Source organism: Paraburkholderia sp. MM6662-R1, assembly GCF_050436245.1.
GTDB classification, from domain to species: domain Bacteria; phylum Pseudomonadota; class Gammaproteobacteria; order Burkholderiales; family Burkholderiaceae; genus Paraburkholderia; species Paraburkholderia tuberum.
On the sequence record NZ_JBNDLV010000001.1, the window covers coordinates 2,396,843 to 2,420,524 of the forward strand.

The 23,682-nt window shown below is 64.9% G+C and carries 21 protein-coding genes and 1 pseudogene; 16 read left to right on the plus strand and 6 right to left on the minus strand.

The features are described from left to right. Positions 1–9: 9 nt before the first annotated feature. From rqpR to OKW39_RS11340, 10 genes are all read left to right on the plus strand, one after another. Positions 10–666 (plus strand): response regulator transcription factor RqpR, encoded by a 657-nt coding sequence (gene rqpR, locus OKW39_RS11295; RefSeq protein WP_429562693.1) that lies wholly within the window; start codon positions 10–12, stop codon positions 664–666. Positions 667–966: 300 nt separating this feature from the next. Further along, a complete protein-coding gene (locus OKW39_RS11300; RefSeq protein WP_429562694.1) occupies positions 967–2,358 on the plus strand; it encodes an amino acid permease in 1,392 nt (463 codons plus the stop codon). Between the two features lie 469 nt (positions 2,359–2,827). Beyond that, the gene (locus OKW39_RS11305; RefSeq protein ID WP_429562695.1) at positions 2,828–3,349 is read left to right on the plus strand and encodes a (2Fe-2S)-binding protein; all 522 of its coding nucleotides are present in this window, start codon (positions 2,828–2,830) and stop codon (positions 3,347–3,349) included. A 10-nt stretch (positions 3,350–3,359) separates the two neighbouring features. Continuing rightward, positions 3,360–5,741, plus strand: coding sequence for a xanthine dehydrogenase family protein molybdopterin-binding subunit (locus tag OKW39_RS11310; RefSeq protein WP_429562696.1), 2,382 nt, complete (start codon positions 3,360–3,362; stop codon positions 5,739–5,741). Between the two features lie 28 nt (positions 5,742–5,769). Further along, entirely contained in the window at positions 5,770–6,567 is a 798-nt protein-coding gene (locus OKW39_RS11315; protein ID WP_429562697.1) for an FAD binding domain-containing protein, read from the plus strand. 168 nt (positions 6,568–6,735) lie between these two features. Next, the gene (locus OKW39_RS11320; protein ID WP_090802637.1) at positions 6,736–7,617 is read left to right on the plus strand and encodes an AAA family ATPase; all 882 of its coding nucleotides are present in this window, start codon (positions 6,736–6,738) and stop codon (positions 7,615–7,617) included. An 11-nt stretch (positions 7,618–7,628) separates the two neighbouring features. Next, positions 7,629–8,894 carry a vWA domain-containing protein gene (locus OKW39_RS11325; RefSeq protein ID WP_429562698.1) on the plus strand — a complete coding sequence of 422 codons (1,266 nt, stop codon included), beginning with the start codon at positions 7,629–7,631 and terminating at the stop codon, positions 8,892–8,894. Then, the gene (locus tag OKW39_RS11330; RefSeq protein WP_429562699.1) at positions 8,885–9,499 is read left to right on the plus strand and encodes a CoxG family protein; all 615 of its coding nucleotides are present in this window, start codon (positions 8,885–8,887) and stop codon (positions 9,497–9,499) included. Before OKW39_RS11325 ends, OKW39_RS11330 begins: the two co-directional genes overlap by 10 nt. Next, a complete protein-coding gene (locus OKW39_RS11335) occupies positions 9,472–10,494 on the plus strand; it encodes an XdhC family protein (protein ID WP_429562700.1) in 1,023 nt (340 codons plus the stop codon). The genes OKW39_RS11330 and OKW39_RS11335 overlap by 28 nt, the downstream gene beginning before the upstream one ends. A 9-nt stretch (positions 10,495–10,503) precedes the next feature. Beyond that, positions 10,504–12,402, plus strand: coding sequence for a DUF3857 domain-containing transglutaminase family protein (locus OKW39_RS11340; protein ID WP_429335589.1), 1,899 nt, complete (start codon positions 10,504–10,506; stop codon positions 12,400–12,402). An 11-nt stretch (positions 12,403–12,413) separates the two neighbouring features. Here the strand turns inward: OKW39_RS11340 and OKW39_RS11345 are convergent, their stop codons facing one another. Further along, positions 12,414–13,460 carry a serine/threonine protein kinase gene (locus OKW39_RS11345; protein WP_429562701.1) on the minus strand — a complete coding sequence of 349 codons (1,047 nt, stop codon included), beginning with the start codon at positions 13,458–13,460 and terminating at the stop codon, positions 12,414–12,416. 209 nt (positions 13,461–13,669) lie between these two features. Then, positions 13,670–13,882, minus strand: a complete 213-nt coding sequence (locus OKW39_RS11350; protein ID WP_018419122.1) for a hypothetical protein — start codon at positions 13,880–13,882, stop codon at positions 13,670–13,672. A gap of 418 nt (positions 13,883–14,300) precedes the next feature. On the opposite strand from OKW39_RS11350, the pseudogene OKW39_RS11355 reads away from it, so the two are divergent. The 3 genes and pseudogenes from OKW39_RS11355 to OKW39_RS11365 all read left to right on the plus strand — a co-directional run. Further along, positions 14,301–15,644: pseudogene (locus OKW39_RS11355) on the plus strand (efflux RND transporter permease subunit); the annotation flags it as partial. Positions 15,645–15,926: 282 nt separating this feature from the next. After that, a complete protein-coding gene (locus OKW39_RS11360; protein ID WP_429362579.1) occupies positions 15,927–17,117 on the plus strand; it encodes an MFS transporter in 1,191 nt (396 codons plus the stop codon). 326 nt (positions 17,118–17,443) lie between these two features. Continuing rightward, positions 17,444–17,626: a hypothetical protein gene (locus OKW39_RS11365; protein WP_090805541.1), complete on the plus strand. Its 183-nt coding sequence runs from the start codon at positions 17,444–17,446 to the stop codon at positions 17,624–17,626. A 100-nt stretch (positions 17,627–17,726) separates the two neighbouring features. Here OKW39_RS11365 and mgrA read toward each other — a convergent pair whose 3' ends face one another. Next, positions 17,727–18,770, minus strand: a complete 1,044-nt coding sequence (mgrA, locus tag OKW39_RS11370) for an L-glyceraldehyde 3-phosphate reductase (RefSeq protein WP_090802624.1) — start codon at positions 18,768–18,770, stop codon at positions 17,727–17,729. 228 nt (positions 18,771–18,998) lie between these two features. Here mgrA and OKW39_RS11375 point away from each other — a divergent pair, with 228 nt between their 5' ends. Then, positions 18,999–19,205, plus strand: a complete 207-nt coding sequence (locus tag OKW39_RS11375; RefSeq protein WP_018419114.1) for a DUF3185 family protein — start codon at positions 18,999–19,001, stop codon at positions 19,203–19,205. 31 nt (positions 19,206–19,236) lie between these two features. Here OKW39_RS11375 and OKW39_RS11380 read toward each other — a convergent pair whose 3' ends face one another. Together OKW39_RS11380 and OKW39_RS11385 are read right to left on the minus strand one after the other, a co-directional pair. Further along, complete coding sequence (locus OKW39_RS11380; protein WP_429562702.1) at positions 19,237–19,998, minus strand: phytanoyl-CoA dioxygenase family protein; 762 nt, start codon at positions 19,996–19,998, stop codon at positions 19,237–19,239. A gap of 19 nt (positions 19,999–20,017) precedes the next feature. After that, complete coding sequence (locus tag OKW39_RS11385) at positions 20,018–20,479, minus strand: hypothetical protein (RefSeq protein ID WP_429562703.1); 462 nt, start codon at positions 20,477–20,479, stop codon at positions 20,018–20,020. 91 nt (positions 20,480–20,570) lie between these two features. On the opposite strand from OKW39_RS11385, the gene OKW39_RS11390 reads away from it, so the two are divergent. Continuing rightward, positions 20,571–20,945 (plus strand): hypothetical protein, encoded by a 375-nt coding sequence (locus OKW39_RS11390; protein WP_429562704.1) that lies wholly within the window; start codon positions 20,571–20,573, stop codon positions 20,943–20,945. 233 nt (positions 20,946–21,178) lie between these two features. On the opposite strand, the gene metK is transcribed toward OKW39_RS11390, so the two are convergent. Then, entirely contained in the window at positions 21,179–22,369 is a 1,191-nt protein-coding gene (metK, locus tag OKW39_RS11395; protein WP_090802193.1) for a methionine adenosyltransferase, read from the minus strand. 285 nt (positions 22,370–22,654) lie between these two features. On the opposite strand from metK, the gene OKW39_RS11400 reads away from it, so the two are divergent. Then, on the plus strand, positions 22,655–23,539 hold the full coding sequence (locus OKW39_RS11400; protein WP_429562705.1) for a lipid A biosynthesis lauroyl acyltransferase: 885 nt from the start codon (positions 22,655–22,657) through the stop codon (positions 23,537–23,539). The last annotated feature ends 143 nt before the right edge of the window (positions 23,540–23,682 follow it).

A 23,682-nucleotide genomic window follows, 5' to 3' on the forward strand; every position in this document is an offset into this window, starting at 1 on the left:
CCCGCGACCATGAGCCTGCGCATCCTGATCGTCGAAGATCACGCGGTGGTCCGCCAGGGCGTTCGCCATCTGCTGCTCGATCGCGGCGTCGCGCGCGAGGTCGCCGAGGCGCAAAGCGGCTCCGCAGCGCTCGACCTGGTCGTCCACCAGAGCTTCGACGTCGTGCTGCTCGACATTTCGCTGCCCGACATGAATGGCGTCGAGGTGCTCAAGCGCCTGAAGCGCAAGGCGCCGCGCGTCGCGGTGCTGATGTTCTCGATGTACCGCGAGGACCAGTACGCGGTGCGCGCGCTCAAAGCCGGCGCGTCCGGCTATCTGTCGAAGACGGTCGATGCCGCGCAGATGATCGGCGCGATCCAGCAGGTCGCGGCGGGCCGCAAGTACGTGAGCCCCGAGATGGCCGAGGCGCTCGCCGACTACGTATCGTTCGACGGCGAGCAGTTGCCGCACGAAAAGCTGTCCGATCGGGAGTACCAGACGCTGTGCATGCTCGCGTCCGGCAAACGTCTCACCGATATCGCGGCCGCGCTGTCGCTGTCGGTGAAGACGGTCAGCGTGTACCGCACGCGGCTGCTCGACAAGATGAAGCTGCGCAACAACGCCGAGCTGACCTTCTATGTAATGAGCAACCGCCTCGTCGATCTGAATCCCGCGATGGCAGGCTAGCCCAGCAGGCGCCGCCAGGCGTGCCCGCGGCGTTGCGCCGCTGTCGTCCGATCGTGGCGCCGGCGCAATCGGAGAGATTCCATCCTCATCAATTGACTATTCAGTAAATAGCTTCACCGCCGCCCCGCTTCCGGCACCGCAAGACCTCCTCGAAATCACCTCCTGGCGGGAGTTTCCGCCCATCGCCTTGGCCCAGAAAGCGCCGCGCGCGAACCAGCCCGGCGACACGCATCCGCTAGAATCGCGGGTTTTCCCGACATTCGGCGCGCAACACGCGTGCACCACTGGAGACCCACGCCAATGTCCCTGTTTCGCAAAAAGAGCGTCGAGCACATGCTTGCGGCGAGCGCTCAGACCGCCGGCCTGAAAAAGGCGCTGGGCGCGCTCGACCTGACTTTCCTCGGCGTCGGCGCCATCATCGGCACCGGCATCTTCGTGCTGACCGGCACGGGCGCCTTACAGGCCGGTCCCGCGCTGATGATCTCGTTCCTGATCGCGGCGATCGCCTGCGGCTTCGCCGCGCTCGCCTACGCTGAATTCGCATCGACGATTCCGGTCGCCGGTTCGATCTACACGTACTCGTATGCGACGCTCGGCGAGCTGGCCGCGTGGATCATCGGCTGGGACCTGATGCTCGAGTACGGGCTCGCGACCTCGGCGGTGTCGGTCGGCTGGTCCGGCTATCTGCAGTCGTTGCTGTCGGGCTTCGGCGTATCGCTGCCGATGGCGCTGAGCGCAGCCCCGGGCGCCGTGCCCGGACACGAAACGCTGTTCAACCTGCCCGCCTTCCTCGTGATGATGGCGATCACCACGCTGCTGTCGCTCGGCGTGCGCGAATCCGCGCGAATCAACAACATCATGGTTGCGATCAAGGTCGTCGTCGTGCTGCTCGTGATCGGCGTCGGCGTGTTTCACGTCACGCCGGCCAACTGGCACCCGTTCATGCCTCACAGCTGGAGCGGCGTGTTCGGCGCGGCCGCGGTGATGTTCTTCGCGTTCATCGGCTTCGACTCGGTGTCGTCGGCGGCCGAAGAAGTGAAGAATCCGAAGCGCGACCTCCCGATCGGCATCATCGCGTCGCTCGGCGTGTGCGCGGTGCTGTATGTGGCCGTGGCCGCGGTTGTCACCGGCATCGTGCCGTCCGGGAAGTTCATGGGCATTTCGCACCCGGTGTCGTACGCGCTGCAACTCGCGGGGCAGAACTGGGTCGCCGGCTTCATCGACCTCGGCGCCGTGCTGGGCATGCTGACCGTGATTCTCGTGATGGCCTACGGTCAGACGCGGGTGATCTTCGCGATGTCGCGCGACGGCCTGCTGCCCGCGAAGCTGTCGAAAGTGCATCCGCGTTTCGCGACGCCGTTCTTCACGACGTGGCTCGTCGGCATCTTCTTCGGCCTGATCGGCGCGCTGGTGCCGCTCAATGTGTTGGCTGAGCTGATCAATATCGGCACGCTCGCGGCGTTCTCGATGGTGTCGATCGCGGTGCTCGTGCTGCGCAAGACGCACCCACAGCTGCCGCGCGCGTTCCGTTGCCCTGGCGTGCCGGTCGTGCCGGTGCTCGCGGTCGCATCGTGCCTGTTCCTGATGCTGAATCTGCAAGGCATCACGTGGGGCGCGTTCGTGATCTGGCTGCTGATCGGCATGTTCATCTATTTCGGCTACTCGCGCCGTCATTCGAAACTGGCAAAGTAATGCGCCGTTTCGATGAAGCCACGCCAATGAGCTGAATGCTCGCGAGCGTGGCCTCGCTTTCCGCTGATCTATCGATGCGCCCCGTCATGCTCCGCAGACGGGGCGCTTGTCTTTGCGGCGTCCCATTCCGTGGCCGCCGTGTTCTCGTCGTGCGCTCGCGCGCGCCGAACACACTTCCCCTCATAGCGCGCCCGCGCGATTTGTGCTTTACTTTTCGGCAGATTTGTAAAACCCGTAGTAGCCTCATCGGACCTGGCGAATCGAAGTCAGCACGCAGTCGAAGCAAAGCAGGGGGCAATAACAATCACAGGTCCGGCCTCACCCACAGCAACTATCTTGCATGGGATCGTGGTCTGCGCCGAGGCAGGGATCGATACGCCAACGCGCTCGCTCCGATCGACCGCGATAAACGCATGGGACCGCAGTAAGCGCTGAAGCGCTAACTGCGGTCGACAAAGGAGACAGCTTCATGGCGATCAGCATCAGTCTGACGGTCAATGGCGCGCCCGTGAGCGCCTCAGTCGACCCTGGCACCCTGCTTGTCCAGTTCCTGCGCGATCAACTCCGTCTGACCGGCACCCATGTCGGCTGCGATACGGCGCAATGCGGCGCCTGCACCGTGCATCTGAACGGCCGCGCGATCAAGTCCTGCAACATCCTCGCCGTGCAAGCCGATGGCGCCGAAGTCACGACCATCGAAGGGCTCGCGCACAACGGCGCGCTGCATCCGATGCAGGCCGCGTTCAAACACTGTCACGGTCTGCAATGCGGCTTCTGCACGCCGGGCATGGTGATGAACGCGGTGTCGCTGGTGCAGCGTCAACCCGATCTGACCGGCGACGAGGTGCGCGAGCAGCTCGACGGCAATCTGTGCCGCTGTACGGGCTATCACAACATCGTCAAGGCCGTGCTCGAGGGCGCCGCGGGTATGAAGTCCGCCGCATCGAGCGCATCTGCCGGCACGAATGCCGCCGGCGCCACCGCCGCTTGAGGAGCCGACGATGAACGCACCCGATACACAGAGCCTGATTGGCGCCGCCGTCGAACGCAAGGAAGACTATCGCTTCCTGACCGGCAAAGGCCAGTACACCGACGACATCGTGCTGCCGCAGCAAACCTACGCGGTGTTCCTGCGCTCACCGCACGCGCACGCGAAGATCAGAAGCATCGACACGAGCGCGGCCAAACAGTCGCCGGGCGTGATCGCGATCTTCACCGGCGCGGATCTCGCCGCCGACAACGTCGGCGGACTGCCGTGCGGCTGGCTGATCCATAGCACCGACGGCAAGCCGATGAACGAGCCGCCGCATCCGGTGATCGCGCATACGAAAGCGCGGCACGTGGGCGATCAGGTCGCGCTCGTGATCGCTGAATCGATCAAGGCGGCGAAAGATGCGGCCGAACTGATCGACGTCGATTACGAAGAACTGCCGGCCGTCGTCGATACCGCGCATGCGGCCGACCCTGGTCAAGCGGCCGTGCACGACGAAGTGCCCGACAACGTCTGCTACAACTGGGGCCACGGCGACAAGGCCGCGACCGACGCCGCGTTCGCGAAAGCCGCACACGTGACCACCCTCGACATCGTCAACAACCGCCTCGTGCCGAACGCGATCGAACCGCGCGCGGTCAACGCGAACTATTCGGCGCAGGACGAGAGCTACACGCTGTACGTCGCGAATCAGAACCCGCACGTCGAGCGGCTGCTGATGGCCGCGTTCGTGCTGTCGCTGCCGGAATCGAAGCTGCGCGTGATCGCGCCGGACGTCGGCGGCGGCTTCGGCTCGAAGATCTTTCTATACGCCGAAGACGTCGCGCTCACCTGGGCGTCGAAGAAGATCGGCCGGCCGGTCAAATGGACCGCCGAGCGCTCCGAGGCGTTCCTTTCCGATGCGCACGGCCGCGATCACGTGACCAAAGCCGAGCTTGCGCTGGACGCCGACGGCAAGTTCCTCGCGATGCGCGTGCATACGATCGCCAACATGGGCGCGTATCTGTCGACATTCGCGTCGAGCGTGCCGACGATCCTGTACGCGACGCTGCTCGCCGGGCAATACGCAACGCCCGCGATCTACGCCGAAGTGAAGGCCGTCTTCACCAACACCGTTCCCGTCGATGCGTATCGCGGCGCGGGCCGGCCGGAAGCGACGTTCGTCGTCGAGCGCCTGGTGGAAGCCGCGGCGCGCGAGATGAAACTCGACCCCGCGGAAATCCGCCGCCGCAATTTCATCACGCAATTCCCGTACGCGACGCCGGTCGGCCTCACCTACGACACCGGCGACTACAACGCGATCCTGTCGCGCGCGCTCACGCTCGCGGACGTCGAGGGCTTCGCCGCACGCCGGCAGGAATCCGAAAACAACGGCAAGCGCCGCGGCCTCGGCTATTCGTGCTACATCGAGGCATGCGGTCTCGCGCCGTCGAACATCGCGGGCGCGCTCGGCGCGCGCGCGGGCCTGTTCGAAGTCGGCCAGATTCGCGTGCACCCGACCGGTTCGGTGACCGTGTTCACGGGCTCGCATAGCCACGGCCAGGGGCATGAGACGACCTTCGCGCAAGTCGTCGCGGACCGCCTCGGCATTGCCCTCGAAAGCGTCGAGATCGTGCACGGCGACACCGGCCGCATCGCGTTCGGCATGGGCACGTATGGTTCGCGTTCGATCGCGGTCGGCGGCTCGGCCATCTCGAAGGCGCTAGACAAGATCGAAGCAAAGGCGAAGAAGATCGCCGCGCATCTGCTCGAAGCGTCGGCTGAAGACATCGAGTTCAGGAACGGTGTGTTCCGCGTCGCGGGCACCGACCGCACCAAGGCGTTCGCGGAGATCTCGCTCGCCGCGTACGTGCCGCACAACTATCCGCTCGACGTGCTCGAACCGGGGCTCGAAGAAAGCGCGTTCTACGATCCGACCAACTTCACGTATCCGTCGGGTGCGTATATCTGCGAGATCGAAGTCGATCCGGACACCGGCGTCTCCCGCATCCAGCAGTTCACCGCGGTCGACGATTTTGGCAACGTGATCAATCCGATGATCGTCGAAGGTCAGGTGCATGGCGGGCTCGGGCAAGGCATCGGTCAGGCGATGCTCGAGCGCTGCGTGTACGACAACGACAGCGGCCAGTTGCTGTCCGGCTCTTACATGGACTACGCGATGCCGCATGCGTCCGACCTGCCCGACTTCACGGTCGAAACGTCGAAGGGCACGCCATGCACGCACAATCCGCTCGGCGTCAAAGGCTGCGGCGAAGCGGGCGCGATCGGCTCACCGCCGGCCGTGATCAACGCGATCATCGACGCGCTCGCGCCGCTTGGCGTGACCAATCTGCAGATGCCGGCCACGCCGCATCGCGTCTGGTCCGCGATTCAAGCGGCGAAGCAAGCCTGACCCAACGATCCTGAGCGGAGCATTCGACATGTATTCATTCGAGTATCAACGCGCGACGGATCCGCAGGCGGCCGCCGCAGCCCTCACCGCCGACAGCGACGCGAAGTTCCTCGCCGGCGGCCAGAGCCTTCTGCCGACGATGCGCCTGCGTCTCGCGCAGCCGTCGCAACTGATCGACGTGACGCGCATTCCCGCGCTCAGGACGATCACCGTCGACGCCAGCACGGTGACGATCGGCGCAGCCGTCTGTCACGCGGACGTCGCCGAACACGCGGACGTGCGGCGCGTGTTGCCCGCGCTCGCGGAGCTGGCCGCGAATATCGGTGATCGCCAGGTGCGCGCGCTCGGCACGATCGGCGGCTCGCTCGCGAACAACGACCCGGCCGCGTGCTACCCGGCGGCGGCGATGGGCCTCGATGCGACGATCGTCACGGACCGGCGGCGCATCGCTTCGGCCGATTTCTTCGTCGGCATGTACGAGACCGCGCTCGCGCCCGACGAGCTGATCGTCGCCGTCGAGTTTCCGGTGCCCGAGCGTGCCGCATACGAGAAATTCCGCAATTCGGCCTCGCACTTTGCGCTGGTCGGCGTGTTCGTCGCGAAGGTCGCGAGCGGCGTGCGCGTCGCGGTAACGGGGGCGGCGTCATCGGTGTTTCGCGTGGCCGAGCTCGAAAGCGCGCTGTCGACGAACTTCACGCCCGAGGCGGCACGTGCAGTGAGCGTGTCGCCCGAGGAGCTGAACGACGACATGCACGCGAGCGCCGCGTATCGCGCGCATCTGATTCCGGTGCTCGCCGCGCGCGCGGTCACGAAGGCAAATGCCTAGCGATCCTCGCTAGCCGCCCCGGCTTGCCGCGCCTTCACCACGGTGCGCGCAAGCCGGCTTCGTTCACTTCGCGAGCCGGCGCGACAGTTCGACGCCGGGCTCGCGGCCATTGCGTTCTTCACTCGCGCCACGCTTTGCCATGGCCTGTCGCGCAGATTCAGGATCACCATGCAGCCGGCTTCGATCGACGACACCCTCGCCCAACTCGCCGCCCAACGCTATTTCGCGAGCCGCGAGCTCGCGACCGCACTGTATCTCGCGCTGCGCATGGAGCGGCCGTTGTTCGTCGAAGGCGAGCCGGGTGTCGGCAAAACCGAGCTCGCGAAAGCGGCGGCGGGCATGCTCGGCACCACGTTGCTGCGCCTGCAATGCTATGAAGGCCTCGACACCGCGAGCGCGCTTTACGAATGGGACTACCCGCGCCAGATCATGGCGCTGCGGCTTGCCGAAGCGAGCGGCGAGCGCCCCGACAACGACACGCTATATCGTGGCGAATTCCTGCTGAAGCGTCCGCTTCTGCAGGCGTTGATGCCCGACGAAAACCATCCCGGCGCGCGGCGCGTGCTGCTGATCGACGAAATCGACCGCGCCGACGAACCGTTCGAGGCATTCCTGCTCGAACTCCTGTCCGACTTCCAGGTATCGATTCCCGAATACGGCACCGTGCGCGCGACGCAGCCGCCGCTCGTCATCATGACGTCGAACCGCACGCGCGAAGTTCACGACGCGTTGAAGCGCCGCTGTCTGTATCAATGGATCGGCTATCCGGACCGCGATCGCGAACTGGAGATCGTCGCCGCGCGCGCGCCGCAAACGTCGGCGCAATTGCAGCGGCGCGCGGTCGACTTCGTGCATCGGCTGCGCGGCATGGATCTGTTCAAGGCGCCCGGCATCGCCGAGACGATCGACTGGTGCCGCGCGCTCGAAGCGCTGTCGGTCACGGAGCTCGATCCGCAATCGGTGCAGAACACGCTCGGCGTACTGCTCAAGTATCAGGACGATCTCGCGCGTGTGGATGCCGCGCAGATCGCGCAGTGTCTGTCCGGGTGAGGGTCGTTGGCATGACGAACGGAACCGGCTCGGGCAGGCTCGACGACACGAACCAGCACACTGCGCCCACGCTCGCGCGCAACGTCGTCCATTTCGTGCGCGTGCTGCGCGGCGCCGGCTTGCCGATGTCGCCCGCACAGGCAGTCGACGCACTCGCCGCGTTGCAGTGGATCGACCTCGGCCGCCGCGACGACGTGCACGCCGCGCTTGCCGCGCTGCTCGTCACCGCGCCCGACGAACGCGAACTCTTCAATGCCGCGTTCGATCTGTTCTGGCGCGACCCCGATTGGGAAGGCAAGCTGCGCGCGCTGCTGCTGCCGAAAGTGCGCGACGGGCTGCCACCGCCTAAGCGCAACAACCGTCTCGCCGATGCGCTCGCGGTGCGCATGCCACCGTCGCCGCATCTGAATGCGCCGCAGGAAACCGAGCAGCACGAGTTGCATGCGCAGTTGACGTTCAGCGCAGAAGAGCGGCTGCGTCATCGCGATTTCGACACGCTGAACGCCGACGAATGGCGCACGCTGCGGCATCTGATTCGCGGCCAGCGGCTGCCGCTCGCAACCGAATCGACGCGGCGCCTGAAGGCGGCATCGCACGGCACGCATGCGGACTTGCGCGCGAGCGCGCGGCATGCGGTGCGCGCCGGTGGCGACTGGACCGTGTGGAAGTATCGCGCGAGGGTCGAGCGCAAGCCGCCGCTCGTGCTGCTGCTCGACATTTCCGGCTCGATGAGCAACTACTCGCGCGCGGTGCTCTACTTTTGCCACGCGTTGTTGCAGTCGCGCGAACGTCTGCAGGTGTTTCTGTTCGGCACGCGGCTCACGAACGCGACGCGCGCATTGCGCGAACGCGATCCGGACGTCGCGATCGCGACGCTCAGCGATCAGGTGGTCGACTGGTCGGGCGGCACGCGCATCGGCGCGGCGCTCGCCGAATTCAACCGACGCTGGGCGCGCCGCGTGCTCACAGGTCGTGCGACGGTGCTGCTCGTCACCGACGGTCTCGATCACGAAGCGATCGACGTGCTCGATACCGAAATGGCGCGCCTCGCACGCTTCGCGCATCGCATCGTGTGGCTCAATCCGCTGCTGCGGTTCAGCGGCTTTACTCCGAAGGCGCGCGGCGTGCAGGCGATCCTGCCGTATGTCGACGCGCATCGTCCGGTTCATAATCTAGACAGTCTCGCAGCGTTCGGCCACGATCTCGCGCAACTGACACGCGCGCCTCGCCGCGCCGTCGTCGCGACGACATTCGCAGGAGCAACGTCATGGAATTGAGCGAAATTCATACGCTGCCGGTCGCGCAGCAGCAAACCTGGGACGCGTTGAACGACACCGAGATTCTGCGCGCTTGCATTCCCGGCTGCGAAAGCATCGACCCGGACGGCGAAAACGCGTACCTGGTCACGCTGAGCGCGGCGGTCGGCCCGGTCAAGGCGCGCTTCAAGGGGCGCATGCAACTGACCGATATCGACGCGCCGAACACCTACACCATTGTGTTCGAAGGCCAGGGCGGCGCCGCGGGTTTTGCCAAGGGCAACACGCACGTCTCGCTCGAAGCCGACGGCGATGCCGCGACGAAGCTCTCCTACACCGCCAATGCGCAGGTCGGCGGCAAGCTCGCGCAGATCGGCTCGCGGCTCGTCGACGGTGCGGCGCGCAAGATTGCGGGGGAGTTTTTCAAGCGCCTCGGCGTCCAGCTCTCGGGAGACAATAGCGCTCATGAAACAGCGGAAGGCGACGCCCCGGTGCATACCGAAACCGAAGCCGAAGCCGCATCCGCCTCCGAGCAAACGGAATCGAACGAGGCCGCGGACGGCGAGTCCGGCGGCGAAGCAAAGAAAGGGAAGAAATCATGGACAGCGTGGATCTCGAAGTTCTGAAAACCTGCGCCCGCTGGCTGGCGGACGGACATCGCGCGCTCCTCGTGACGGTCGTGAAGACGTGGGGCTCGTCGCCGCGTCCCGAGGGCGCGATGCTCGCGGTGCGCGACGACGGCCTCGTGGTGGGCTCGGTGTCGGGCGGCTGCATCGAAGACGATCTGATCGATCGCGTGCGGCAACGGGGCATCGAGCAGACACATCCGGAGGCGGTGAAGTACGGCATCACGGCCGAGGAAGCGCATCGCTTCGGCCTGCCGTGCGGCGGCACGATCCAGCTCGTGCTCGAACCGTTGACGCGGCAAAGCGGCATCGCCGAGCTGTGTCACGCGGTCGAAAATGGCCGGCTCGTCGCGCGCGAACTCGACATGACGACGGGCGCGGTGCGGCTCGACGACGCACAGGCGACCGACGGCGTGCATTTCGACGGTGAGCGTCTGTCGACGATCCACGGCCCGCGCTACCGGATGCTAGTGATCGGCGCCGGGCAGTTGTCTCGCTACCTGTGTCATATCGCGGTGGGGCTCGATTATCAGGTGACGGTCTGCGATCCGCGCGAGGAATACACCGAGGAATGGGACGTGCCGGGCACGAAGATCGTACGCACGATGCCGGACGATACCGTGCTCGACATGAAGCTCGACGAGCGCTGCGCGGTAATCGCGCTCACGCACGATCCGAAGCTCGACGATCTCGCGCTGATGGAAGCATTGAAGACGCCGGCGTTTTATGTCGGCGCGCTCGGCTCGCGCAGGAACAATCACGCGCGACGCGAGCGCCTGAAGGAGTTCGATCTGAACGAAGCCGAACTGGCCCGCTTGCATGGACCTGTCGGCATTTATATCGGCAGCAGGACGCCGCCCGAGATCGCGGTGTCGATTCTGGCGGAGGTGACGGCGGCGAAAAATGGCGTGTCGCTGCCGACGCTATTGCAGGTCGAAGGCGCGAAGGCCGCGCGGGAGATTGCGGCGTCGGGTGGCGCCGCTTACAGCGTGTAGCCCGCCGTCATGCGACTCTGCCTCGTGGTCCTTGCCTCCGCCGGCTGGCTGGCCGGCGTTCACGCCGCGAGCGCGAGCGCGCCGCTCAACCTCGACGATCCCTACACCAACGAAGGCGAGACGCAGACCTTCACCGTCAACGCTGACGGCTCGTATGCGAAGCTCGATTCGATGACGCTGCGCGTGAACAACGAAGCCGGCGTCGAGCGGGTCGCTCAGCAATACGTCTGGTTCAACCGCAACATGGCCGACGTGCAGATCCTCGAGGCCTACACGGTCACCGCCGACGGCAAGCGTCACGACGTTGCGCCCGAGCAGATCCGCGACGTGCAGGAAGTCCGCTCGTTCGACGCGCCGATGTTCCAGGACATCCAGGAAAAGGTGATCGTGTTCCCCGCGGTCGAACCCGGCGCGCGCGTGCATCTGACGTACCGCAAGACGCAGCGTCAGCCGATAGTGCCGGGCGAATTCAGCGACTTCACGCCGCCCGATCTCGCGCCGACCCGCAACTTCCGCCTGATCTACGACCTGCCCGCCGACAAGCCGCTGTATGCGGACGCGCGCGGCTTCAGCGCAGTGACACCGGTCACGCGCGACGGCCGCACGCGTTACGAATTCCGCTATGACAAGGCACACTTCGACCGGCTCGAACGCGGCTCGGTCGCGTACGTGTCGTACGGTGATCGACTGATGGTGTCGACCTTCCCGAGCTATGCCGCGTTCGCCGCCTCCTATCGCAGCTCCGCGGCCGACCCGGGCGCGCACGACGTCGCGATCACCCAGCTCGCGCAGCAGTTGACCGCGCACGATCACACCCCACACGACAAAGCCAAAACGCTGTACGACTGGGTTCGCCGCAATATCCGCTATGTTGCGATCTACGTCGGACGTGGCGCCGTCGTGCCGCACAGCGCGAGCGCGATTCTCGCGAACCGCTATGGCGACTGCAAGGACCACGTCGCGCTCTACGGCGCGCTGCTCGACGCGCTCGGCGTGCGCAACGAGCCGGCGTTGATCAGCAGCGGCACGATCTACACGCTGCCGAGCGTCCCGGGCTACGGCGTCATCAATCATGCGATCACGTGGCTGCCCGATTTGCAGATGTACGCGGATTCGACCGCGTCGAACGTCGAATTCGGTTTTCTGCCTTCGTCCGACATGGACCGTCCTACCGTGCTGATCGGCGACGGCGTGCTCGCGCAAACGCCGGCCACCGCGCAGATGTCGCGCAGCACCGATCTCGCGATCAAGATCGAACCGGATGGCTCGGCGAGCTTCACGTATCGGCTGCAGGATGCCGGGCCGTACGCCGAGCAGGCCCGCGCGCGGCTGCGCACGCAATCGCCCGCGCAACGCGAGGAATCGATTCAGGCCGAGTTACGCAACGCGAATCTGCGCGGCACCGCGACGCTGACGACGAGCGACCTCAGCGCGGCCGACGGCCCGCTCACGCTGACGATGAAAGGCACGCTCGAGAGTCTCGTGGTGACCGGCATGACGGCCTCGATTCCGGCCTTGACGAGCCTCGGCGGCGGCGTCGAAGCCGACACGCGCTACTGGCTCGGCGAACGCAAGCGCACGCAGCCGTTCGTGTGCCACAACCTCGCGATCCACGAACGCGCGCGCATCGAACTGCCGGCCAATTTCCGCGTGCTCGACATGCCGGAGGCGCAACGCACGCAGGACCGCTTCGTCGATTTCACGTCGCAGTACGCGTTCGACCCGCGCAGCAACGTGGTCACGATGACGCGCGACGGCGCCACCCATTTCGACAGCGACGTCTGCACGCCCGACGATTTCACGCGCATGCGTCCCGCGATCGAAGCGATTGGGCGGGACGTGCGCGCGGAGGTGATCGTCAGATCGACGTTGGTGGAGTCGTCGAACGTGGCGTCGCAGGCGCCTTGACCGTCAACACGTCAAACCGGCCACAACGGCCCTTCCTGCATCGCGCCGATCTGCTCGCGCATCTCGAGGATGCGATCTTCCCAGTAGCGCTGTGTGTTGAACCACGGAAACGCGGCCGGAAACGCCGGATCGTTCCAGCGGCGCGCGAGCCATGCCTGATAGTGAATCAGCCGCAACGTGCGCAGCGCTTCGATCAGATACAGCTCGCGCGGATCGAATTCGCAGAAATCCTCGTAACCGGCGAGCAGATCGGCCAGCGCGCGCGACGCCTCCGCACGCTCGCCCGGCAACAGCAGCCACAGATCCTGAATCGCGGGCCCCATGCGGCTGTCGTCGAAATCGACGAAATGCGGGCCCGCGTCGGTCCACAGCACGTTGCTCGGATGACAGTCGCCGTGCAGACGCAGCCTGCGAATCTCGCCAGCCCGCTCGAACGCACGCGCGACGCCTTCGAGCGCGAGATTCACGACGGTTTCCCACGCGGTGCGCAGATCGTCGGGCACGAAACGGTGCGCGAGCAGGAAGTCGCGCGGCTCGTAGCCGAACGTGTCGATGTTTAGCGTGGGACGTTCTACGTAGTCCTGGGTCTGCCCGATCGCATGAATACGTCCGATGAAACGCCCCAGCCATTCCAGCGTGTCGCGCCGGTCGAGATCCGGCGCGCGACCGCCGCGTCGCTCGAAGACCGAGAAGCGGAAGCCGTCGAAGCTGTGCAGCGTGCGGCCATCGAGCACGCGCGCGGGCACGGCCGGGATCTCGCGCGCGGCGAGTTCGGCGACGAACGCGTGCTCTTCGAGAATCCCCGCGTCGCTCCAGCGCTCGGGACGATAGAACTTCGCGACCACGGGCGGACCGTCTTCGACGCCGACCTGATACACGCGATTTTCGTAGCTGTTGAGCGGCAGCAGACGGCCGTCGGTACGCACGCCGGTCGTTGCGAGCACGCCGTCGATCGCGTCGAGCACGGTTTCCGGCGTGAGCCGCGCGAATGGCACGGCGCCATCGGCGCCGGCCTCGGGATAGGAATTGTCGGGAATGGTGTCGTTCATGCCCCGCATTGTGCGCCGCGCCGCGGGTAAAGACGAGGGCGACGACTCACAATGCGTGCGTGGCATCGCTAGAAATACGGGCTGATTTGGGACGCGCCGTGAATCGACGCGCGCATCGGCCCACGGCGATGCTGGCGAGCCGATCTGACCTTACAGCATCAATACAGCCCGCACCTGCGGGTCACACAACGGCAATGAGCAACCGGTAAGCCTCTCGTTCAATGCGTCTGCGCGCCGGCCGGACGTATCAGGTCGCCGGTATCGATCAGATCTTCCAGGAAAAAGGGTTCGGTATTGAGTTGCTGCGAGGCGCCGGGCTCGCCGGCGTACCACGCCACCATCGCCATGTCGCCAAGAATGCGCATGACGATTCCGCGCGCGCCTTGCGGCACGGCGATATGTACCGATCGGACAATGGAACCGACTTCCATGATAATTCCCCGCTTCCCTTAGCCGGCTTTATGATTTCACGCCGGTCGAGGTGATGATAAAAACGCCGCTTCGCATTTGACGTTGCGTGCGCACTTAATCTGTCGCGCGCATGGCGCGTAAGAGGTTCGAGTCATTGTTCCCGCTTTGCGGGGCTTTGGGAAGGCGAATAGAAGGCTTTCACCCGTCGTTTCGCCCTATTCCCATTACGCTGCGCACGGCCGATTATCTCGGCGTCAGACGTCGTAATGCAGACCATCATAAACCCTGCGGGGGGAGACATCAAAAACGTGCACGGCCGGAACGATCTGCCAGATGCGGGCGCCGCGCGGCTTCGCACCTGCCTTCGCGCCGAGGTGCGCGCCTCGTTTCCGATCCGCGCGGCGCGCTCGCCGCTCATTTCATCCGTCTGCGCTAGTCATGTGGATCGTTCGTCTCGCGCTACGGCGCCCCTATACGTTCGTCGTGCTGGCGCTGCTGTTGCTGATCGTCGGACCGTTGACCATTCTGCGCACGCCCACCGACATCTTTCCGAACATCGATATTCCGGTGCTCTCGGTCATCGGGTCGTATAACGGCCTGCCCGCCGACGAAATGGAGCGGCGCATCGCGCTGAACTACGAGCGCGGCTTGTCGGTGGCGGTCAACGATATCGAACACACGGAATGTCCACGCTCGATATCGTCGACCGCATCAAGACGATGATGCCGACGCTGCGCAATCTGGTGCCGCCGTCGCTGAATATCGACCCCGTCGCCGACCAATCGCTGTTCGTGCGTGCATCCGTGCAGGGCGTATTGCGTGAAGCGCTGATCGCCGCGTGCCTGACGGGCCTGATGATTCTGCTGTTCCTCGGCAACTGGCGCACGACGCTGATCATCGATGATCATCGCGTTGTCCTCTCTCGGTCAGACGATCAACATCATGACGCTCGGCGGGCTCGCGCTCGCGGTCGGGATTCTCGTCGACGATGCGACCGTCGCGATCGAAAACATCAGCCATCAGCTCGAACAGGGCAAGACGCTAGAACAGGCGATTCTCGACGGCGCGCATCAGATCGCGATTCCGACGCTGGTGTCGACGCTGTCGATCTGTATCGTGTTCGTGCCGATGTTTCTGCTCACCGGTGTCGCGCACTATCTGTTCATTCCGCTTGCCGAAGCGGTGGTGTTCGCGATGCTCGCGTCGTACTTCTTCTCGCGTACGCTCGTGCCGACGCTCGCGAAGTATCTGCTGCGCTATCACCACAAGCCCGCGGATTTACATCACGCACCGGTGCAAACGCGCAATCCGTTGATGCGCATGCACTACGCGTTCGAGCGCGGTTTCTCGCGTTTGCGCGAGCGCTACCGCGTATTTCTCGAAGCGCGTGTCGCGCGACCGGGACTGTTCGTCACGCTGTTTCTCGCGTGCTGTTGCGCGTCGCTGCTGTTGCTGCCGTTTATCGGCCGCGACTTTTCCCCCGCCGTCGATGCCGGCACGATCGCGCTGCACATGCGCGCGAAAACCGGCATGCGCGTCGAGGAAACCGCGGTGCTGACCGATCGTGTCGATGCGCTCAGCCGTCAGCTGATTCCGGCCGGCGAGCTGCATTCGATCATCGACAACATCGGTCTGCCGGTGTCGGGCATCAACCGTTCGTACAGCAACACGGGCACGATCGGCACATCCGACTCGGACATCCTGATCACGCTGAACCCTGATCATCATCCGAGTGCCGGGCGACGACGCGCTCGTGCATCCGTCGACGGCGACTTCGGGGGCGACGCGGACGCCGGCGCCGGGCAGTGAAGCCGGGGCGCACGGCTAGCGCCGGGAGACAGGCGCGCGACGTGCTGCGGATGGAGCGCTGCGGGTCACCATTGGCACGCCGCGTTGCCCGCGACGCCGGCTTGAAACGCGTTTTCAGCGTATCCTTAACAGCTTTGCGCGTTTCCGTGTGACCCAAGGAGTTTTGTTGTGACCCTGCCGCCGCAATCCCAGCGGACCGCATCTGCCGTTCCCTCCCGCGGCGCAGCTTCAGCTGCTTGCGCAAGCACCACCACCGTGTCGGACATCCCTTATCTCGAACGCGGCTCGCGCGCGTACTGGCGTGCCAGCCTCGCGCTGCTGTTCGCCGGCTACGCGACGTTCTCACTGCTCTACTGCGTGCAGCCGCTGCTGCCGTCGTTTTCCGAAGCGTTCAACGTAACGCCGGCGCAAAGCAGTCTGTCGTTGTCACTATCCACTGCTGCGCTCGCGCTCGCGATCTTCGTCGCCGGTTTCGTCTCCGAGGGTTGGAGCCGGCACAAGCTGATGACGCTGTCGCTGACGGTGTCGTCGGTGCTGACGATTGGCGTATCGGTCGCGCCGCACTGGCACCAGCTGCTCGTGCTGCGTACGCTCGAAGGGCTCGCGCTCGGCGGCGTGCCGGCCGTCGCGATGGCTTATCTCGCCGAGGAAGTGCATCCCGACGGCCTCGGCCTCGCGATGGGCCTGTACGTCGGCGGCACGGCGATCGGCGGCATGGCCGGGCGGGTCATCACCGGCGTGGTCGCGGATCTGTTTTCGTGGCGCATCGCGATCGGCACGATCGGCGTGCTCGGCCTGCTGTCGATGCTCGCGTTCCGCGCGCTGCTGCCACCGTCGCGCCATTTCGTGCCGCGCCGCGGGCTCGGCTTCGCGCATCACCGCACGCTGCTGTTGCGCCAGTTCACGCGACCGGGTCTGCCGTTGCTGTTCCTGCTCGGCTTCGTGCTGATGGGCAGCTTCGTCACGCTGTACAACTACATCGGCTACCGGCTGCTCGCGCCGCCGTATCGGTTGAATCAGACGGAGATCGGCGCGATTTTCATCGTCTATCTGGTTGGCGTGGTCGCGTCGCCATGGTCCGGGCGCATGGCCGACACGTTCGGCCGTGCACGCGTGCTGATCGGGAGCCTGCTGCTGATGGTGCTCGGCCTCGCGCTGACGATGCTGCATCCGCTCGCGGCGATCGCGACCGGTATCGCCTGCGTGACGTTCGGGTTCTTTGCCGGGCATTCGGTCGCGAGCGGCTGGGTCGGGCGTCTGGCGAAAGACGCGAAAGGCCAGGCCGCTGCGCTGTATCTGCTCGCGTACTACATCGGCTCGAGCCTGGTCGGTTCGTATGGCGGCCATGTGTGGGCCGGTCATGGCTGGAACGGCGTCGTCGGGCTAGTCGGTGCGCTGCTCGTGATCGGCTTGATCGCGGCGAGCCGCCTGCGCGGGCGCGAATAGCCCGGCGCATCGGTCGCGTTGCGCGGTGCAGGCACCGCGAGCCGGCCGCAATCATCCAACCCGCATGGATCGGCGGCAAAACGAAAGGCTTGCGTAAGCGAACGTTTGATATTTTCCGCCGCGTTTTGTTGCGCCGCGCCAATCGCCGCGGGCCGCGCCGCGCCTGGGTTCAGCAGCTTACGAATAAGCGCCGACGCGCCGGCTTGCGCCGTCGCGCCGCTCGATCGGTCTCCTATACTCGATTCGTGCAATGGCGCGGCATGATTTCGAAGCCGCGGCCTCTGCCGGAACGACATAGCAACCATCCCGCATGGGAGGAGACGAAGATGACCTACTTTACGATCGGCGATTTCATCCTGGTCATTCCGATGGCATTGGCGGGCGCGCTATTCGTCGGCGCGCTGCCCTGCAAGACCGAGTTGCGACACAACGGGCTGCGTGTGCTGGGCGCGCTGATCGGTGTGATGTGCGCGGTGGCGCTGGTCGAGGGTCTGCCGGCGCTCGTGTAGCGGCGCGGCGAAATACCTGCAGAAAAGCCGCACGCTGAGCGTGCGGCTTCGTTTTGCCCTTGCGCCCGTCCGCCTGTTGCGCGGACGGCTCCTCACGCGATCAGATCGCCTGATCGGTCGACGGCTTTTCCCACAGATTGATCCCGCCTTCGGTCGCATAGCGATCGATTTCGGCGAGTTCGTCGGCCGAGAATGCGAGCTTCTTCAGCGCGCCGACGTTCTCGCGCACCTGCTCCGCGCGGCTCGCGCCGATCAGCACCGAGCTCACGCGTGGATCGCGCAACGCCCACGCGAGCGCCATCTGCGCGAGGCTCTGACCACGGCGCTGCGCGATGTCGTTGAGCTTCCGCACGTGCTCGATGTTCCGCGGGCTCAGATGCTCGTCTTTGAGCGAACCGCCGCCCGGCTTGTTGACGCGCGCATCTTCCGGCACGCCGTTCAGGTACTTGCCGGTCAACAATCCCTGCGCGAGCGGCGTGAACGCGATCGTGCCCGCGCCGACTTCATCGAGCGTATCGAGCAGGTCGTGTTCGATCCAGCGGTTCAGCATGTTGTACGACGGCTGATGGATCAGCAGCGGCACCTTGTATTCGGCGAGCAGCTTCGCCATTTCGCGCGTCTTCGCCGACGAGTACGACGAGATGCCGATATACAGCGCCTTGCCCTGCTGCACCGCGCTCGCGAGCGCGCCCGCGGTTTCCTCGAGCGGCGTGTGCGCGTCGAAGCGATGCGAATAGAAGATGTCGACGTAATCGAGGCCCATGCGCTTCAGGCTCTGATCGAGACTCGCGAGCACGTATTTGCGCGAGCCGCCGCCCTGGCCGTACGGACCGGGCCACATATCCCAACCGGCCTTCGACGAAATCAGCAACTCGTCGCGATACGGTTTGAAATCGTCCTTGAACAGACGGCCGAAGTTGGTTTCCGCGCTGCCGTACGGCGGCCCGTAGTTGTTCGCCAGATCGAAGTGCGTGATGCCGAGGTCGAAGGCCGTGCGCAGGATGTCACGCTGCGTCGAGATCGGCGTGGTGTCGCCGAAGTTGTGCCACAGGCCGAGCGACAGCGCCGGCAGTTTGAGACCCGACTTGCCGCAGACGCGGTATTGCATGTCCGAATAGCGTTCTGAAGCTGCTTCGTAAGCCATTGCTAGTGTCCTTGTCGATGAGATCGCCCGAGGATGGCGGGCGTGAGGATTCGCGCGTTGCGGGAGGCGTGCTGCTGGGGAGATTTGTTGTTGTGGTGTCGCCGCGGTGCGGCCGGACCGCTATGTTAGCCAATCGACGCGGCGCTTGCAGCGCAGCCAGTATGCGGGATGGACGAGCACGCACGCCTCACCTACACTCTGGCCGGTTCAGGTTGATGGGAGGTGCAGATGACGAAAGCGATTTCGATCGCGCTGATTGTCGGCGGTATCGTGCTGCTGTATTTCGGCGGGCAGGCGTTCAATTCGGTGAGCAGCGACGTGTCGCGCTTCTTTACCGGCTCGCCGAGCAACAAGGCGATCGTGCTGATCGTCGCGGGCGTGGTGGCGACGCTCGCCGGGCTGACGGGAATCGCGATGTCGGGGCGCAAGCGCTGAGCGTCGGCGCGAGGCCCGCGACCACAATAATCTAGAACGCGATTTCGGGCTTCGCGGCCGAGCGCGTGCCGGGCAGGGGCACATTGCTTGCGCCGTGATAGGTGAACACCAGCGAGAACTTCACCTGGTCGCTCAGATTCTTGCCGGCCGAGTGCAGCGTGTTGCAGTGAAAGAACACCACGTCGCCAGTCTTCAGCTCGGGCGACACCGCCGTGCGGATCGCGGCGTCGTTCTCGGCGAGATCCGCGCGGAAAAACTTCGCTTCGTCGAAACGGTCCGATGTGAACGCGGCACCGTGCGATTGCGGCACGAACCACAGCGCGCCGTTATCGACGGTTTCCGGGCCGACCGCGAGCCACACCGACATCAGGTCGTCGCGCTCGAACGACCAGTAGCGCACGTCGCGATGCCAGCCGGTCAGGCTGCCGTACGCGGGGTGCTTGGTCATCATGCAGTTGTGATGCGCGCGCGACAGACGCGGCTCCTCGCCAAAATACAGCTCCATCCAGCCACGGATTTCGGGCGCGGTCGCCCATTGCGCGAACGCGGGGTGACGACCGTACGCGTCGAGCAGGCGCCGCACCGTATGTCCGCCTGGAGCATCCTTCGATGACGGCGCGCCCGGATACTGCAAATCCGCTTCGAATTCGATCGGCGCCGCCGCTTCCTGCAGCTGCCGCTGCGCGATCCGCTTCAGCTCGTCGCAACGCTCGGGCGACACGAGTCCTGGCACGACGACAAAACCCTGCTCCCGCAACGTTTGAATCTGCTCTTTCTTCGAATGGAGTGACATGGCGTTCCGTTACTGTCGACTAACTGATGTTCGATTGTAAAACGGGCGCCATCGGGATGCGTTGGTTCACCGCGAGAGGCTCCTGCGTCCTGCTGATCTTTTGCGCCGGTCGCCTTCGCTTTTCGCGGCGCGCCAATGCACCGGTTTCAAGCGCGCGGCGCGCCCGCACCGCACATTCGCTGGGCAAACGCGCACGCAAATCGCCCGTAAAGGGTGACAGCAAACTGGCATCCGCGACGATTCGATCCACGGAGAAATCTGGTTCGCGCAGGGTAATAACCGACTTTCTGACGTCATGATTCCCGTGTAGCCTGCTCGCATGTCGATCGTCGCTTACGCAGTTTTCTGTTGTGCGCAGGCCGTCAGGGCCCGTGCCGTCGGTTTCTCCGCGTTGTACCTTCGCTGCGCTGTGCGCCGTGTTTCGCGTCGCAATCTCCCGCGCCACGACCCGCACCGAATTTCCCGCTTTCAGGCCGTTCATCGCAACCCCGTCATTGGCACATATGGTGCTGTTTGTCCGTGCACATCCGGTGTACGCGCCGACGTGCGGTTCATTGCCTAAATGTGAAGCCATGCATACTCTTTTGAGCACCCGTCTTACCCGCGCCGCGCTGAAAGCGGCGCGTCCCGCGCGCCGCCATATGTTGCGGGCGCTGCGCCATCATGCCGCGCGCACCCGCGCGCTCGGCGAGCAGTGGCGCGACGCGAAGGCCGTCGACGGCTTTCGCACCTGGTTCCATACGTTCTTCTCGGCGCTACGCCAGCAGAGCGGCACGCGCCGTCTGTCGCTGCGCACGCTGCTGCGCAAACCGACACCGTTGCGCCTCGCGGTCGCGAAACGCGCACCGGCGATGCGCACGCCTGCGAGCCGCCGACCGCGTCGCCTGTCGGCGAGCAGCGGCGGGTGGTTCGCGTTTGCGTTTGCGTTTGCGTTTGCGAGCCGGTGAGATTGCTGGGCCGGTGAGTTGCAGTTGCGCGTTGAGTGGCTAGACCGCTGATCTGCCGACCGGCTGGCCGTTCACCGCTGGGCTGACTTCGAGAGCACCGCAAGACTTCGAGCGCGCCGCCTCGACGACGTGCTTCGCGCGGCAGCATCGCTACGCCATCGATAGACAAAAAAAAACCCCGCCGGCTCACGCCGGCGGGATTTGTTTGCTTTCAAGCGGCGATCGGCTCGCCCTTATTCGGCAAGCGCCGCGACCGGCTCAGTGCCTGCCGCTTCGGCGAGTGCGAGCGCCTTGTCGGTGGCTTCCCACGTGAATTCCGGCTCTTCGCGGCCGAAATGACCATACGCCGCGCTCTTCTCGTAGACTGGGCGCAGCAGGTCGAGCATCTGGATGATGCCCTTCGGACGCAGGTCGAAATGCTGACGCACGAGCTCCGTGATCGTCGCATCCGACACGCGGCCGCTGCCGAACGTGTTGACCATCACCGAGGTCGGCTGGGCGACGCCGATCGCGTACGACACCTGGATCAGGCAGCGCGATGCGAGGCCCGCGGCCACGATGTTCTTGGCGACGTAACGGCCGGCGTACGCTGCCGAGCGGTCCACCTTCGACGGATCCTTGCCCGAGAATGCGCCGCCGCCGTGCGGCGCCGCGCCGCCGTACGTATCGACGATGATCTTGCGGCCCGTCAGACCGCAATCGCCCTGCGGACCACCGATCACGAAACGACCGGTCGGGTTCACGAGGAACTTGATGTCACCCTTGATCAGTTCGGCCGGCAGCGTCGGCTTGATCACTTCCTCGATCACCGCTTCGCGAAGCGTGTCGAGCGCGATGTCCGGCGAATGCTGGGTGGACAGTACGACGGTGTCGATCGAATGCGGCTTGCCGTCGACGTAGCGCACGGTGACCTGCGACTTGGCATCCGGACGCAGCCAGGGCAGACGGCCGTCGCGGCGCAGATTCGCCTGACGCTCGACGAGGCGGTGCGACAGGTGGATCGGCAGCGGCATCAGTTCCGGCGTTTCCTCGCACGCGTAACCGAACATCAGGCCCTGGTCGCCCGCGCCTTGATCGAGGTTGTTGTCGTGCGCGCGGTCCACGCCTTGGGCGATGTCCGGCGACTGCTTGTCGTAGGCGACGAGCACCGCGCAGCCGCGGTAGTCGATGCCGTAGTCGGTGTTGTCGTAGCCGATGCGCTTGATCGTGTTGCGCGCGATCTGGATGTAGTCGACGTTCGCGGTGGTGGTGATTTCACCGGCCAGCACGACGAGACCCGTGTTGCACAGCGTTTCGGCCGCGACACGCGAGTACTTGTCTTGAGCGAGGATGGCGTCGAGGATCGCGTCCGAGATCTGGTCCGCGACTTTGTCGGGATGGCCTTCGGAAACGGATTCGGAAGTGAAGAGATAGTCGTTTGCCACGTTGCAGACTCCTGTTAGTGGTTACGGTTGCGTTCCACGTAGCCGACTTCGGGAGTCTGAAGCGGCGACGCTTTAGCGGATTACCTGACCGATGGACGCATAACCCATGAAAACCCATGGACCGCACCCGCCGGCTTCGCCCCGCAAGTTGTCTATTAACTCGGCGAAGCCCTTATTATAGCGACTTCCTTTGAATGTCACAGAGCCGAAACGAGTGCGGTATCACGTCAATTTTTCCGCTTTCCACAATTTCGCCCCCTGCGGCGCCGCGCGCCTGGAGGCTGCATGCTGAGCCGCTACGGCGCGAAGCTCGCGATCGGGCTGCTCAAACTCTTTGCGCTGTTGCCTTACGGATTGGTCGCCCGTCTCGGTGACGGGCTCGGCTGGCTGCTCTACCAGATCCCGAGCCCTCGCAAGCGCATCGTTCATACCAATCTCAAGCTGTGCTTCCCAGACTGGAGCGACGAGCGCCGCGAGGACGTCGCGCAAAAGCACTTCCGTCATGCGATCCGCAGCTATGTCGAGCGCAGCGTGCAGTGGTTCGGCTCGGCGAAGAAGCTCGACAAGCTGATCCAGCTCGACAGCGCGATCGACCTGACGGATCCGAACCTGCCACCCACATTGTTTCTCGGCTTTCATTTTGTCGGCATCGAGGCCGGTTCGATCTTTCTGAACTACTCGCTGAAGCGCCAGTGCGGCTCGCTCTATCAGCCGATGTCGAATCAGGAGTTCGAGGAAGCCGCCAAAGCAGCGCGCGCGCGTTTCGGCGCGGACATGGCGAGCCGCGCGGACAGCGCGCGCGTCGTGCTGCGCTGGCTGCGCGAACGCAAACCGGTGATGCTCGGCGCGGACATGGACTACGGCGCGCGCAATTCGACGTTCGTGCCGTTCTTCGGCGTGCCGACCTGCACGCTGACCGCAGTCGGTCGTCTCGCCAAGGTCGGGCACGCGCAGGTCGTACCGTTCATCGGCGAGGTGCTGCCGAACTACAAGGGCTACCGGCTCAAGGTCTTCAAACCTTGGGACGACTATCCGACCGGCGACGATGACGCTGATGCGCGACGCATGAACGAGTTTCTCGAAGAGCAGATTCCGCTGATGCCCGAGCAGTATTACTGGGTGCACAAGCGGTTCAAGACACGCCCGCCGGGGGTGCCGGGGGTGTATTGAAGGTGGGGCTGGCCTCCTTGCCTGTCGTACCGTTTCCGATGTGCCAACGTGTATCATCTGCTATTGGCCGAGCACGGCTCCAATGGGTGATTCACCCAACGGCGGTGAGGCCGGGATTTTCGGCTCCGCCCGCACGCGCGAAG

Coding starts and splice junctions, on each gene's coding strand:
- rqpR (WP_429562693.1), top strand. CDS start 10: ATGAGCCTGCGCATCCTGATCGTCGAAGATCACGCGGTGGTCCGCCAG.
- OKW39_RS11300 (WP_429562694.1), top strand. CDS start 967: ATGTCCCTGTTTCGCAAAAAGAGCGTCGAGCACATGCTTGCGGCGAGC.
- OKW39_RS11305 (WP_429562695.1), top strand. CDS start 2,828: ATGGCGATCAGCATCAGTCTGACGGTCAATGGCGCGCCCGTGAGCGCC.
- OKW39_RS11310 (WP_429562696.1), top strand. CDS start 3,360: ATGAACGCACCCGATACACAGAGCCTGATTGGCGCCGCCGTCGAACGC.
- OKW39_RS11315 (WP_429562697.1), top strand. CDS start 5,770: ATGTATTCATTCGAGTATCAACGCGCGACGGATCCGCAGGCGGCCGCC.
- OKW39_RS11320 (WP_090802637.1), top strand. CDS start 6,736: ATGCAGCCGGCTTCGATCGACGACACCCTCGCCCAACTCGCCGCCCAA.
- OKW39_RS11325 (WP_429562698.1), top strand. CDS start 7,629: ATGACGAACGGAACCGGCTCGGGCAGGCTCGACGACACGAACCAGCAC.
- OKW39_RS11330 (WP_429562699.1), top strand. CDS start 8,885: ATGGAATTGAGCGAAATTCATACGCTGCCGGTCGCGCAGCAGCAAACC.
- OKW39_RS11335 (WP_429562700.1), top strand. CDS start 9,472: ATGGACAGCGTGGATCTCGAAGTTCTGAAAACCTGCGCCCGCTGGCTG.
- OKW39_RS11340 (WP_429335589.1), top strand. CDS start 10,504: ATGCGACTCTGCCTCGTGGTCCTTGCCTCCGCCGGCTGGCTGGCCGGC.
- OKW39_RS11345 (WP_429562701.1), bottom strand. CDS start 13,460: ATGCGGGGCATGAACGACACCATTCCCGACAATTCCTATCCCGAGGCC.
- OKW39_RS11350 (WP_018419122.1), bottom strand. CDS start 13,882: ATGGAAGTCGGTTCCATTGTCCGATCGGTACATATCGCCGTGCCGCAA.
- OKW39_RS11365 (WP_090805541.1), top strand. CDS start 17,444: ATGACCTACTTTACGATCGGCGATTTCATCCTGGTCATTCCGATGGCA.
- mgrA (WP_090802624.1), bottom strand. CDS start 18,770: ATGGCTTACGAAGCAGCTTCAGAACGCTATTCGGACATGCAATACCGC.
- OKW39_RS11375 (WP_018419114.1), top strand. CDS start 18,999: ATGACGAAAGCGATTTCGATCGCGCTGATTGTCGGCGGTATCGTGCTG.
- OKW39_RS11380 (WP_429562702.1), bottom strand. CDS start 19,998: ATGTCACTCCATTCGAAGAAAGAGCAGATTCAAACGTTGCGGGAGCAG.
- OKW39_RS11385 (WP_429562703.1), bottom strand. CDS start 20,479: ATGAACGGCCTGAAAGCGGGAAATTCGGTGCGGGTCGTGGCGCGGGAG.
- OKW39_RS11390 (WP_429562704.1), top strand. CDS start 20,571: ATGCATACTCTTTTGAGCACCCGTCTTACCCGCGCCGCGCTGAAAGCG.
- OKW39_RS11400 (WP_429562705.1), top strand. CDS start 22,655: ATGCTGAGCCGCTACGGCGCGAAGCTCGCGATCGGGCTGCTCAAACTC.